The organism is Shewanella sp. UCD-FRSSP16_17 (assembly GCF_001675935.1).
In the GTDB taxonomy this organism is placed as follows: domain Bacteria; phylum Pseudomonadota; class Gammaproteobacteria; order Enterobacterales; family Shewanellaceae; genus Shewanella; species Shewanella japonica.
This window is the reverse complement of sequence record NZ_LZFV01000001.1, coordinates 162,348-176,334: the sequence shown is the minus strand read 5'-3', so window position 1 is coordinate 176,334 and position 13,987 is coordinate 162,348. Positions and strand designations below refer to the sequence as shown.

General features: G+C 34.6%; 12 protein-coding genes. All 12 read right to left on the bottom strand.

Annotated elements, in window-relative coordinates:
- Nucleotides 1–6: 6 nt before the first annotated feature.
- Genes A9267_RS00745 through A9267_RS00690 form a run of 12 tightly spaced genes read right to left on the bottom strand, consistent with a single transcriptional unit; the run spans nucleotide 7 to nucleotide 12,812 of the window.
- Nucleotides 7–1,206 carry an outer membrane beta-barrel protein gene (locus A9267_RS00745; RefSeq protein ID WP_065107883.1) on the bottom strand — a complete coding sequence of 400 codons (1,200 nt, stop codon included), beginning with the start codon at nucleotides 1,204–1,206 and terminating at the stop codon, nucleotides 7–9.
- A 41-nt stretch (nucleotides 1,207–1,247) separates the two neighbouring features.
- Nucleotides 1,248–2,648, bottom strand: coding sequence for an undecaprenyl-phosphate glucose phosphotransferase (locus A9267_RS00740; RefSeq protein WP_065107882.1), 1,401 nt, complete (start codon nucleotides 2,646–2,648; stop codon nucleotides 1,248–1,250).
- 10 nt (nucleotides 2,649–2,658) lie between these two features.
- A complete protein-coding gene (locus tag A9267_RS00735; RefSeq protein ID WP_156669074.1) occupies nucleotides 2,659–3,903 on the bottom strand; it encodes an O-antigen ligase family protein in 1,245 nt (414 codons plus the stop codon).
- The gene (locus A9267_RS00730) at nucleotides 3,894–4,580 is read right to left on the bottom strand and encodes a heparin lyase I family protein (protein ID WP_197495491.1); all 687 of its coding nucleotides are present in this window, start codon (nucleotides 4,578–4,580) and stop codon (nucleotides 3,894–3,896) included. The genes A9267_RS00735 and A9267_RS00730 overlap by 10 nt, the downstream gene beginning before the upstream one ends.
- 37 nt (nucleotides 4,581–4,617) lie before the next feature.
- Nucleotides 4,618–5,349 carry a WecB/TagA/CpsF family glycosyltransferase gene (locus A9267_RS00725; RefSeq protein ID WP_065107879.1) on the bottom strand — a complete coding sequence of 244 codons (732 nt, stop codon included), beginning with the start codon at nucleotides 5,347–5,349 and terminating at the stop codon, nucleotides 4,618–4,620.
- A complete protein-coding gene (locus A9267_RS00720) occupies nucleotides 5,346–6,455 on the bottom strand; it encodes a glycosyltransferase (RefSeq protein WP_065107878.1) in 1,110 nt (369 codons plus the stop codon). Before A9267_RS00720 ends, A9267_RS00725 begins: the two co-directional genes overlap by 4 nt.
- Before the next feature lies 1 nt (nucleotide 6,456).
- Nucleotides 6,457–7,350 carry a glycosyltransferase family 2 protein gene (locus A9267_RS00715; protein ID WP_055023314.1) on the bottom strand — a complete coding sequence of 298 codons (894 nt, stop codon included), beginning with the start codon at nucleotides 7,348–7,350 and terminating at the stop codon, nucleotides 6,457–6,459.
- On the bottom strand, nucleotides 7,347–8,492 hold the full coding sequence (locus tag A9267_RS00710; protein ID WP_065107877.1) for a glycosyltransferase: 1,146 nt from the start codon (nucleotides 8,490–8,492) through the stop codon (nucleotides 7,347–7,349). Before A9267_RS00710 ends, A9267_RS00715 begins: the two co-directional genes overlap by 4 nt.
- Nucleotides 8,479–9,894 (bottom strand): oligosaccharide flippase family protein, encoded by a 1,416-nt coding sequence (locus tag A9267_RS00705; protein WP_156669073.1) that lies wholly within the window; start codon nucleotides 9,892–9,894, stop codon nucleotides 8,479–8,481. Before A9267_RS00705 ends, A9267_RS00710 begins: the two co-directional genes overlap by 14 nt.
- Nucleotides 9,895–9,911: 17 nt before the next feature.
- The gene (locus A9267_RS00700) at nucleotides 9,912–10,826 is read right to left on the bottom strand and encodes a polysaccharide pyruvyl transferase family protein (protein ID WP_065107875.1); all 915 of its coding nucleotides are present in this window, start codon (nucleotides 10,824–10,826) and stop codon (nucleotides 9,912–9,914) included.
- Nucleotides 10,823–11,788 carry a glycosyltransferase family 2 protein gene (locus A9267_RS00695; RefSeq protein ID WP_065107874.1) on the bottom strand — a complete coding sequence of 322 codons (966 nt, stop codon included), beginning with the start codon at nucleotides 11,786–11,788 and terminating at the stop codon, nucleotides 10,823–10,825. Before A9267_RS00695 ends, A9267_RS00700 begins: the two co-directional genes overlap by 4 nt.
- A 28-nt stretch (nucleotides 11,789–11,816) precedes the next feature.
- Nucleotides 11,817–12,812 (bottom strand): acyltransferase family protein, encoded by a 996-nt coding sequence (locus A9267_RS00690; protein WP_065107873.1) that lies wholly within the window; start codon nucleotides 12,810–12,812, stop codon nucleotides 11,817–11,819.
- Between the last annotated feature and the right edge of the window lie 1,175 nt (nucleotides 12,813–13,987).

Genomic DNA, 13,987 nt, shown 5'->3' with positions numbered 1-13,987 from the left:
TCTCCTTTACATTGTCATTTCAGCACGGATGAAATAAACATTGCGATCATAATCGAATCTATCTTCAGTTGAAGAATTTTGATTAAAGTCGACTCCTGGTTTTATCAATAACCAACGAGTAACTGCGTACTCTAAGGCAATTCTTACTGAGCTAGTGTCGTCTTCTCGAGCAACCCCTGTGTATTCTTCATTTGTGAATGTATACGCAACTGTACTTGCTAAAAAGTCAGACCATTCATGTTTCCATTTTACCCCATAGTTGGTTTCTTTAACGTAGTCACCAAAGCTATTAGGATCTTTACTATCACGGCCTGTTGTGAAATCAAATTGGCTGTATGTTAATGGTTTCCAAGTTAATTTCGCATCCCATGCAATACCACTAAAATCTTCTCTGTCACTATTATCAAACGATTTATTTTGATAACCAACCTTAACGTGACCTTCTGTCGTTGATGTGGCTTCCCAGCTCATACCAAGTTTGGCATTTTGAGTTTGACTATCGCGATCCCCTGTAGGGTCAAGTTCATCATAACTCGTATCGATGTTCTTCAATTCAAGGAAAAAGCTACTTGATGATTGAGTATCATAAAAAAATGTCGCCCCTAAAATGACATCATTATAATTACGGTACTGCGTCACTGACTTAAAGTTGGTATATTGTTTCTCAAAATACTTAGCGTTAAGTTGAACTCGTGCTGGCGTCCCACGAGCACCATATTCGTAGTACCCCCCTACCGAATACAATTCATATGTATTAGGCTCATCTTGTACACCACCAGCACCAGCAAAAATCCCCGTACCTCGATCGTCATGACCATTAATATACATAGCATTAAGGTTAAATTTATTAGATTGATTTATCTCAACATCGCCATTAGCTTTTAATAAGAAATCTAGATAATTATCATCTGAACTATCAAAATATTCAGCATACTCAAGACCCGCTTCTACTGAATAAGCATTATTACCATCAAGTAATTCGGCTTTAACAGCAGGCGTAACAGTTAGTATCCAACTGTCTTGTTTATTATCATTTGAACTAGCAATGTTATCATCGTATTTCAGAGCCGTATTTAAACCTGGTGTGATATCAACGCCAGATTCCGTTCTAATAACACTCGCATTTTCATTCGCAGAAAAAGCAGAATGACTCATAAAACTTGTAACAACCAATGCTAATGCTTTTACTTTAAACTTAGGATTCATTTCCTTTGACCTTAATAATTAATCATTAATTAAATAAACTGTTAGTAAGCGTTTTTTCCAACAAAACCTTTAAAAATAGTCATAAATACAATTTTGAAGTCCCACATTAAGGACCAATTTCGTATGTACGCTAAATCGAACTCAACTCTTTTTTCCATCTTATCTAGGGTATCGGTTTCACCACGCCAACCATTGATTTGAGCCCATCCTGTAATTCCTGGCACGACTTTATGGCGGAGCATATAATACGAAACAAGGCTTCTATATTCTTCATTGTGGGCTACTGCATGCGGACGAGGACCAACAACTGACATATCACCAAATAACACATTAAAAAACTGAGGTAATTCATCCAAAGATGTTCTTCTTAAAAACCTGCCAACACTGGTGATACGAGCGTCGCCTTTTGTTGCTTGCGTGACCACTGATGCGTTTTCCACCACAGTCATGGAACGAAACTTCCATACTTTAATCTTGCGACCATCTAAGCCGTATCTGTCTTGTTTAAATATCACAGCCCCTTTCGAATTCAGCATAATAGCGATACTAATCGCGATTAATAATGGAGAAAGCGCAGTAATAGCAACGGCACTGAAAATAATGTCGAACGTACGTTTATAAAAATGTTTCATTCCATTTAGTGGCGACTCAAATACACTAATAGTATCGATTGAGCCCACACTGCCAATCCTTGCTTGCATCAAGTTTTTAAGCATGAAGTCAGGGATAATGAAAACGTCCACTGTGGTATCACCGGTTTTTTTGATGATTTCGGCAATTCTTTTTTCAGCCACCATAGGTAAGCAAATATACAACTTTTGAATGCGACCAGCTTTTGCTAGATCAATCGCTTTATCGATATTTCCTTCTAACAAATTAATTGGTAGACCAGTCATTCTATCCGGCTGTCTGTCATCGTAAAAACCTGCAAAACGAAAACCTAATTCAAAGTGCTGCTCGATTTCATCGTAAAGTTGATGCCCACTTTTTGTTAGGCCAATGATTGCAATATCTTGATTATTCCGACCACTTTTACGTCTGTTACTTTTAATAACTTTCGTAACGACTCGCCAACTGATTAATAAAATAAATGCAGAGAAAAACCAACCAACAATAACAACCCTAGAAAATGAGTCACCAAGTTTAAAAATAAAAAGAATTGCCGATAAGCACATAAAAGTAAGCGACACAATACAGCTTAATAACAAAATCATTTTTGAAAACTTGCCTACTCGCCAAGAGCGATATAATTGCATTGACTCTGACAAGTAAGCGTAAATTAATAGTGTACTTATGATTAAAGTAAAATAGTCCTGCGAGAATTCAATACCATATGATAATGCAGCTATAACAAATGTTGTAATAATTATAAATATATCTACCAAACGATATAGAAAACTATATCCATCAGTTTCTAATGAGAAAGAGTTATTAGCTAACATTATAAAAACCTTAATGTTGATTTAGTTGATTACGACTAAATGAGGTATTCGAACTTAAAAATAAAAATATAATGAAAGTAAGCCAAATAAAGCCAACTCCCATAAATGCACCACTTTCAGAAAAACCAAAACACAAAATAGTGACAATTCCTGAAGCGGAAAGCACTCTATTTGCTGATGCATAATGACTAAATGGAAACTTGAATATGTTAGTTAAAACAAGCGATAGAAAGGCAAATAAACCGACAAATCCTATCCCTAGAAAAACATCTAAAAACGAATTATGTGCAGACTTTGCTTCCCAACCAAAATCCAATGAAAACTGATGCATAATCTCTGGTCTTGAAAATAGGCCTAGGCCATGACCAAATAAAGGTTTATCCATACCGACATAAAACAGTATTTCCCACAACTCCGTTCTGCCAGTTAACGTAGGATCTTTACCTAAAGCATAGGTAATTTGCTCAAAGTACACTGAAAAAGTGAACGTACTAACAAACACAATGGCGAGAAATAAATAGTAAAGAATGACTCTGACTTTAGGGTTGGACAAACTTAGAATAAATGTAAAAAAGACAAAACAAATCAATCCTAAACCAAATAAAACTAAAGACGTTGTAGATTGTGACTTTGCAACACCGATAAAGCTTAAAAAATAAATAAATGCATATAATTTATTATTACTCGCATTTTTTGAAATTATATAATACAAACAAAATAGTGAGGTTAATACGCAAAAGAAGCCAAATACATTTTTATGTAAAAAAAGCCCTCTTAACGCCCCAGCATGATTTGCTGCCATAATGCCATATTGTGGAAGAAGCAAAGCATAAATAAAACTGCAGATTAATACCAAAAAAACAAAGGCGGAGAAATTATGTACCATTGCATTTATACCAAATCGTGCACGGTAAAAACATAACGGCAAAATCACCACAACAAAAGACAATAAATATCTTACCGAAAGCCCTTTGTAATGCGACAGCACAATAGATAAGACTATAGCTAGACCAAGCAGCATTAATGAAACTGAGTTAAAACGCAGAGCCTGCAAACATTTAGGGTAAATATAAACATATACAATGATTAGCCCCAAAATTAACGCCTGAGCAAGTTTTTGAGGTAGATAACTTGCTGAACCCAATTGAGACTCAACATTTGGATAACCAATGCCGATTCCTGAAGTTCTAAAAAATACCAGGAAAAGCATCGTACTAAGCAAAATGTATTCTAATCTATCCCTAGTTAATCCCAAGATATTGCCTCAAATATGTAATCCGAATATGAATAGTTAAATCGATCACCTAAGCGCCATGAAGTAGGTTTATAGATACCTAATTTAATAAATGGGCCTTTGTTGTCATTAAACGTATTCGGCCCCTTCAAAGAAGCAATTTGCTCACCATTAATGTTAACTGTTAGCCATGCTGAATCGGATATTGATAATATTCCTTTTAATTCGAACTCATAGATTTTGTCAGGTTCAATGTCGTAATCAGCAAAAAATAACCGAGAAGAAATAGTATTTCCAGAGTTTGAACAATGACCAGAATCAGTTATTGATAGCTGACTTTTATCCCAACGATTAAACATACGTAATTGACCGTTTAACACTTCTAATGCCATGACAGGGCAACGCCAGTCTTCACCCATTTTTTTATCTGGAAATGAATGTATTTGGAAAATACTGTGCCACTGACTATCTGTTTTATTTACACTGCTTGTTGAGAAACTGAATGAAAGACTAAAAGGTTTATCTAGCACTAAATCTGCCTGATTAGTTATTTCACAACGTTTCTTACTTCTTTCTCGGTAACCTAAAGACGAGTAAAAATTATCGGTATTTATTTGATGCTCGCTTGAACTGCATTCGCGTCCCCACTCGTTAAAACTCTGCGATGTTTGCGATTGTGCAGCGCTCATTAAAGTCATGAACAGGCCGCAAGCGAAAAATAGGGCTAGGTATATATTACGCATGTAAAGTTGAGTATAAAAATTTAACATTACCAATTACATAGCGCTTAAACATCCGCTTTGGCTCTATTAGAAGCCTGTAAAGCCACTCAAGCCCCATATTTCTGATAAATGAAGGGGCACGTTTCACTTTACCACCAAGAAAATCAACTATTGCCCCACCACATATAATTAATCCTTTATCTAACTCTGTGGTTAACTGCATTGCCACCATTTCTTGTTTTGGCATTCCCATCGCAAGCAAATAAATATCAGCTTGCACAGATTTAGACAGTGAAACGTAATCTTCGGCGCTTGCAAAACCATTCTTTACAGTAACAACTTCTAGGCCTAGTTTTTCAAAAGCGGGTTTAGCAGATTGAAGGATTTCATCGCTAGTACCAAAGATTGCAAGTTTCAGCGGTGTGGAGCTTTGCGATGATTTGTTTGCCAAATGGCTTAATAATTGAGGAATGAAATCAGTGCCATTTAAATTAAAACCAAAATCCATATTCAAATTTTTAAATAACAATTTGACCCCTATTCCATCTCGCAAAACAAAATCACTATTCAAAAGGTGCTGATAAAAGTCTTTATTTTGTTTTGCTAAGTTGAAACCGTGAGCATTAGCAAACGCAACAGTCACCGTTTTTTTGGCTTCTAATGCATTTTGAATGGATTGAATAGCTTGTTCTGGTTGAGAATAAATAGTTAATTTCTCAGCTAAAGTTTTAAAAGTTGAACTCACGTAAAAGCCTTTAGTTTTTTAATCACGAAATCAGCGCGGTTATCCCAGCAATTATTTTTCGCAAAATTGATGCGAAAGTGTTTTTTCGCTACTGTGTTTGTCGTTAATTCATATGAAATTTTTTGAATAAATTCATCTACCGAAGAAGTAACAGACAGGTAACCCTTTGCATTCTCATCGACATCGCAATTGGTACAAACGACAGGTAGACCATACGAGAAAAACTCATATACCTTTAACGGGTTGCGATATGTGTTAAATGTGTCGAAAGAATATGGACAAATGCCAATATCAAAAGTAGAGATTAACTCGCTTAATTCTTCATAAGGCACATAACCTTTCTCGATAATATTTGAATGGCTATCAATAACCTCTTGCGCCTTAGCATTCGATACCGGACCAACAAGCACTATCTGATATTGAGGGTACTGTGAGGCAATTGACTCAAGTATTTCACTGCTAAAACTGTTATCAATTTGACCAATAAATCCAATAGTGACGCTATCTTTAACCACTAAATTATTAGGTACATTCTCGTTAATTAAGCTTCGAGATATTGCATTTGGATAGTAGAAAGAATGACTGCGTTTAACACTTTCTTGTTGAAGTAACCTATTACTGGTAAATAAGCTTACTAAGCTGGTATTTATACATTGTTCGACAGTCTCATCAAATCGGTCATTCCGGCTGTAAAAATATCCTTTATCATCTTTATAGTTATCGTATTGTAAATACACTAAATTGTCGGTTGGAAGGTACAAAAATTGATCTGGTTTATATATCCAGTGAAATAATGAGGATTGTGAAATATCATTCTTCATTCGATATAGCGTTAGCTGGCATAAGATTGGCAACTTAACAAATAAAAACAGCAAAAGACTATGCTTAAAAGCGATAGACAGAGGCAATAATGTATATAACTCTTGTACAGTTACCTTAGATGAGCTTTTAGCGAGCGCGTTTTTATTGTTACGAGAGCCTAAAAAAAACCTTGGTCGATTAAAGAACGTACAACCACCATCCAACTTTTCTGAAATTGCCTCGACTTCGCGTTTTCTATGATAACTTGAGAAATCTTCAGAAGTTGAAAAGAAAAATATGTGCATTTTATCGCCCTGAAGCTATTCCATCATTCACAATCAAGCCGCGATAGAATCCGAGCATCCAATAAACACCGCAAACATACATAAATGGGCTGTAAATAAGTAAGTTCGGAACACTAAAGGCATACTTTAATTGACGAACGTTAATACGAGTCACTTTAGCTAACATCAATAATGGCAAGATCATCGCCATCAAAATTTTCCATAACACTTTTTCTGAGTGATTACCGTAACGAATGAAATATAGGTTATTACCCGTTATTGAAATCTTTTTAAGTACTTTTTTTAATGGAGAGTCTTGAATTTGATAGCCAATAACATCAGGGGCTAGATATAACGTTTCACCATTAGAAACCAAACGTTCTGTTAACTCAGTGTCTTGCATTCTAGGTATATCTTTAAATCCACCGTAATTAAGAAACACTGACTTATCGAAGATCATAAATGCTGAACTTAAATTACTGCGCTTTTTAACTTTTCGTGTAGATTGAGATTCATGATTGAAATAGAAGTGCTCTACGTTAGCTGAAAAGTCATTATTGATATCACGATTTAACTCTAAAGCACCGCCAAAATTATTGAATCCGTTAGTAATATTTCGGCGTATGTTAGCAATGGCATTTTGCTCCAAAACAACATCAGCATCAATAAATATTAAATGACTGCCTTTACTTGCTTTAGCACCGATATTGCGGCCTTCACCAGGGTTAAACCGAACCTCTGACTTGATAAAGGTAACAAACTGATATTTTTCACAAATACTTTTAACTTCATCGTGTGGAGAGCAATCAACCACGATGACTTCGACATTTTCATCCTTTTGACTATCTATTGATTGCAAGCAAGGATCTAGGTTCTTTTCTGCGCAATAAGAAGGAATGACAACTGACAACATCATGTTTTTTGTACTCCAATGACTTCGTTATAAATTTTTTCTAACTTTACTATTTGTTTATTAAAGCAATGCCTTGTTTTAACTTGCTCAATCGCTGCAGTACTAAATGCCTCTCTAATTGATGGGTTATCAATTAGATAAATCAGTTTTTCGGCAAGTAATTGCGTATTTTTGGGTTCGACCACATATCCTGATTGATTATTGATAATGGCTTCGGGCATTCCGCCAGAGTCAAAAACAACCGCAGGGATCCCCATAGATTGTGCTTCTACAATGGTGAGAGCCAAGGCTTCTTCATGGCCATTTTCAAGTTGGATACTCGGTTGACAATAAAGACTTGCTGTACTTAATTCTTGTTTCACCTCATAGCTTGAAAGACGTCCTTTCAATTTAATTTGAGGAGAAATGGCATTTGCTTGTTTTTTTAATGAATCATGTAAAATACCATCGCCGATAATGACCAATTCCCAATCAGGGTGATACTTTAATATGATTGCCATAGCATCAATCAAATACGATAAACCTTTGTATTCAACATTCCTTGCTACACATAATATTTTTTTCTCTTTATCAGCATTATTATTTGTAAAGTATGCTGTATCTATTCCAATATAATTGGTGATAATTTTATGTTCCGGAAATCCTTTTTTTATCAATTTTTGTTTTATAAAATTTGATACTGCAATAAATACATCACCATTATCAGCAAGTTTACCCATATCCTTATGAAATTTATTTAACAGTTTTCCATGTTTTTGTGAATTAACGTGATCAAGGGAAATATCCAACCCATGAAAAGTTGTAATATGCGGAATACTATTTTTTTTTGTTATGCCAATTGAAGCATAACCGTTTTGCCCGAAATGACTATGAACAAGTCTTACATTATTATCTTTAAAAAAGCGACTAATAGATGGAAGCTTGATACCAAGCTTATAAATAATATCTTTTATTTTCCCGAATAAATTAGTATTTAAAACTAGCTCATTGTCACACCTTACCGATAATCCATCTGATAATTTTTCACTGACCAATACAACAGCGTTAAATTGCTGTAGGCCCTCGATGTGATTTTTTATAAATGTTTCAGAGTAAGGCAGGTACTTATTAGTGTTAATAGCCACTGTTAACTTATTTGCTTTCATTAGAACGCCTTAAAAACGTGGTTAAGAAGCTCTTTTCAAGCAACATAATGAACGAACTATAAATCAATACACCTATAGCAATTGATGCCATTAACATGTAGAAATTATTTAGCACAAAGTTATCTTGTGCCACTAACACCAGTAATGACATAAAAACCAATGAAATAAACGTTTTAGTATGTATAGTGAACTGTTTTAAAACAGGTATATTTAATCGAACACTCATCTGATATGTCGTAAATGGTAAATTAAACAAAGACCTAAACAAAATTGACATTACAACAGCATATAAACCTAAATGTGGAATTAATAAGTAGCACAGTAATAGCGAAATAACGCTTGATAAAATATCAACTTTTAGCGTTGTTTTTGGTGTTAACAGCGCAGTCAAGACTGTTGGAATATACATCGTCGTTAATGACACAACAGTACAAATAGCTAATCCTATGATGATAGGAACTGCATCAATCCATTTTTCGCCAAATATCGTTAAAATTAAAGGTTCAGCAACCAAAGCTAAGCCGACAAATAATGGGGCAAAAATTAACATCGACACTTTTGAAAACTTTATAAAATCAGCAAGTAGACAAGTCGATGTTTTATGTGCAGAAAAAGTTGGTAGTGCATAAGAAATTGCACCACTCATTAATGCAGTCCTTGGCATGTCCACAATTCGCCATGCAAAAGCAAATACACCAACGGCTCCTGCTCCGAGGGTTGCACCAATTAGTAATGGTAACCCTTTGATATACCCTTCCCAGCTTAATTTACGCAGTGCTACAGAGACACCTAAATGAGTAATGTTAATAAGCTCTTTGAAGTCCATCCGACCTGACAAAGTAATCTTTTGAGCATTAATTAAAAAGATAAGCCCGAAAAACTCTATTAAAATAGCTTGGATTACCATGGACATGGCGCCAAACCCTAACGTCACCCCTATTATTCCTAAAGACGCTCCCAGCAATTTACCAATCAATAAGCGCTGAGATAATGACTTAAATGCATGTCTTCTGCGTAACAGCGCTGTATATATAGCATTAAGAAACAGTATTGGAATAAGCACAGATGAAGTAAGGGCTAATTGCTGATAATCAACACTCTCTGTCACCCAAAAGCTAACAAGAACGAGAAGCAAAGCAGTCAATAAGGATAACGTTAGTCCTCCGATAAAAACGGTATTAATTGCTTGCTTTTCGAGTTTCTTAACACACACCATTGGATCTTGAAATAAAGTACCAACAACCTGCCCCAAGCCCATAGATGCGGCTAAGACCATAGTTGCGATACCAATTTCAGTTGGCGTTAGAAAATATGCGTAAATAAAAAACGAGGTCATTGAAATAAATGACGCGCCGAGTTTTTCCGATATTATCCAAATAATAGAATAGAAACTTTTAGACAACTTAATCTCCAACTATATTAAGCGTACCAACGCTTAATATATCGCTCTAATTTTTTATATTTATTATCTAAAGCTTCACAATTCATTTGTAGTAACTGGCTTAAAATCAACCCATGTAATCTATCCGTTTTGATTGTTTTAAACCCAATAAAATAGCTATAGGCTTTATGTACCAATTTTGTATGTAAATTCTTTACAAGAAATCCAGTTAAACCGCGAATATTAAGTCTATTGTTTTTCTTAATGATAAACTTGCTTATTTCAAATAACCTATTGAGATGCTTTGGAATAATGTCTATCCAGTCAACAGATATTGCAGTTTCTGTATTGGGTGCCGCTTCAACATCTTTTCTTAGAAAATACAGCTTAGAATCTATAGCGGCTTCTGATGGGTTAAACGTTCCAAAAAGAACAGTCGCGATATCAGGACAAAGTGTTACTTGACTGACATTTTCAGACACAAACTGTTCAAAAGAGTGTTCGTCTCTGACAAAAATGCTGAAGTTTCTACATGTTCTGTAAAAGTCACAATCATCTTTAAACGTATTTAAGTTACTATAATGTATAGACTGCGGCATCAAAACAAATTGATTGTTAGGGAATTTAGACAGAGCTAAATGTCTAAAGTTTTGATGTAAGGAGTAAATATCTCCGAAATTACCTCCACCTTGCAATACGCAAACAACATCTTCCTCAATTTGTAGTTTATCTAATCTCGCTGGTTCATAAGCTGAAATAGAATCAATGACTGTCACATTTAATAATTTAAACAGTTCCAGTGTTCCTAGATATAGCAGGCTGTCACCAACATTTAAATTTACAGGAACATCAAGAAACAAGACTTTTTTATTCTCAAGAAGTGGCTTAAAAACCGTCAGTAACTCTTCTTTTTGCTCTAGCAGCTTACTAACGCTGCAACTCACTTCAATCACTTTATAATTCCCTTAATCCGTCTTAAAATCCTTGTTGGTACACTGCCATCTGCACCAGGGGTATACTTCCTGTAATACTCTTCTGAATCAGGGTTAAATGCACATTCAGCAAGGTTAAAATAAAACTTATTTTTTTGATACATTTTAAAACCAGCATACGTTGCCTTTAATGTATCGATAGGCATCCCTTTTTTTAAGCCATCTATTTGCAACAGAAATGAATGAAACACGACGCTCAGCATTGGAGATTTCAGCTTTAAAGATAAATATGTTTTATTTCTAGCATGATAAGTCCAACGACCCGCATTCCATGCAACCCTGTGCTCAGCAGAGACCTTGTGACCAACGCCAATATTATGTAAATACTCTATTTCATAACCTAAATTGATGAACCGTCTCGATAAGTCAACTTCTTCATGGAGAAAAAATAATGAATTATCATAGCCATTAACTTGTTCAAAAGCAGATCTTCTGATTGCGTGACCAGCACCAACAAAACGCGTAGTAAAGAAATCCCTATTGGACCAATCAACGCTTGATAAACCATAAGACCAACTTGACTCATCATTACTTTCTGTACCAAACCTTTTTATATTAAAAGCAATAACAGCAGTTTTTGGCCTAGTATCATACGCTTTTACTACTTTTTCTAATTCAAAAGGCGTTAGAAATTCAGCATCATTATCAAGTGATACAATATAATCCCCGTTACCTAATTCCGAAGCTTGATTACGCCCTTCTGGTACCCCTGTATTCGTTATATTCTTTTGTAAATGAACATTTGGATATACATTTACAAGCGTCTCAATATCTTGAACACATTCAATCTTGGAACCTTGATCGACTATATAAACATTTAAATCTATATTTTGTTGTTCTACTGCACTAATAATGGCTTTCTTAGTATCTTCTGCACGATCCCAGGAAAGAATAATCACATCAACTTTTTTATCAATTGTCATTTAAGGGTCCAGCTTATCCAAGTAGAAACTAATTTGAACTTAATTTATTCCCGAAGAAAATAAAGTCAGAATACTTATTTTTATTAAAAACAAACTCAATAATTATCGGTCCAAGAATACCGGTAAATAAGCTTGTAAAAATGATGAGTGATGTATTTTCTATACCAAGTTTATGGCTAACGATTCTCGTAGCAGCTGTAAAAAAAACATGAAACAGGAAAATGCTATATGAAAAGCGACCTATGGCACTAAATGTTCTTGATTTAAAATTAAACACATACAATAGAATACAAACAAGCAGGCTTATAAACACTCTATTCGCTCTTTCTAGCATTTCTGCAAACTCGCTAAGAAAAAGATGAGAAACTATCAGCGAACAAAAACAAATCAGCGTAATTTTGATTAACAAACTGAAATCAATACGAAAGCGAGAGAATAAACTACCTATTAAAAAAAATGGCAATAAATAGAAAGCCCCCTCTATCGAAAAGTATTTTATGTTTACACCTAAAATGTATATAGAAGTCATGATGACTAATAATATAAGCCAGTAGGGTTTGGCATTATTACTGATAGAAAAGAATAGCTTTTCAATTAACACTACAAACAAAAAAATGAGAAATAACGACTCAATGAACCAGTAATGCCCTACAGGTAAAATATGGATAAGGAACAGGTTTTCTTCACTATTATTACCAGGAATTAACCATTGAGTAATCGCAAATAACGTACCGACCGACAACATGGGCAGTAAAAGCCTTCTTGCCTTTTTAATGACAAAGTTATGATAATTTGCCGAAACAGGCCTTAATCCATAAACAAAACCAGCCAACAAACCAAAAAGCGGCATTCTTACATAGATAAAAATATCATTCAGTTCTCTTAAGAAACCGTTTTCAATTTTTAAACCATACTCTGGTGTTGATCCAATGACGTGATACAAGACCAACAAAAAACATGCTAACCCTCTTAGACAGCCAATGTTACTTTGAAATCTAGAATTGATTGTAATGGCCGCCGTCATTTTACACACCTTGCAAGGTTATTTGGCCACGCTACCGCCCCTGAATTTATAGCTTCCAGTGCGCTAGGAGTTCCAAATTTTGGTTATGCTACTTAAGAACAATCTTCTTGATATCGAAAATTCCACTTAGTTAATCGTTACTAAGCATGGCGATAAACTCTGAAAACCAACGCTAAATCACAACAAAACATCAACAAAGAAACACTAAAAAAGATCTTGATGTAACACTTTGTCGCATACCGTTATATTTTAACGACTTAGCTATCATTTACTTTCTTGGCTTCAAAAAAGCGATCATTATAGTCAAGTTTTTGACGCAGGTGAAAGGTTATTTTTATTTTTTTGCCAATTAATCCTGTTTAGCTCAAAACGATTATATTTTTTGTTTATTACGACTAGATTAAATTGCACTACAATGAAGCACCAAAGCACCAACATTTTCAGCACCCGTTTCAAAAAAAATAAAATACATTTCTTTTCAACAATATAAGTAAGATCAAAAAACGTTCTATTACTCAAAACCCTGTAAACGTTTATGCAATCAATACTTATGCCAACTCGCGAAATTATGGGATTGAACAAAAAAATTATTATTATTGCTTATTAAATCCCAAAAGTTGGTATCATGCCCGATGACTTTTGCACATAACTCCGTCAATTTTTCGCCAAACACAAGGTACAACAATGAGCAACATTAGTTAATTTCTTGTGATAAAAAATTTCTTTTACGTTATTTAATTACATAAAAATAGCTACTAAGGAGAGGTTTAATTTAACATTCAGATGATAAATTCACCTCAATCAGAGGAAAAAGTGACAGAGAACGCGGGTCTAATGTAGCTGACTGACTTAACAACAAGGTAAACACCTTGTTGTTAATTCTATGAATTCTGATGGGTTATTTTGATGAGATAGCAATAAAACAGAAATATTTGTATCCAATACTAAAGTTTAAAATAACGAGAACTAGCTCAATAAAACAACCAGACACACTTGGCGTGGCTGTGTAATATATTGATTCAATTACTATAAGTATGGTTTTTATTCTAATGCCGTTACGTTATGATTGTTTAGACATTCACTCAGTTACGCCATCAATGATAAAAGTGGACAATCGAAAATTTGCTAATTAGTCGCAATATAAATCAACTTAGGCATTTTATTCAGTTGAAAAT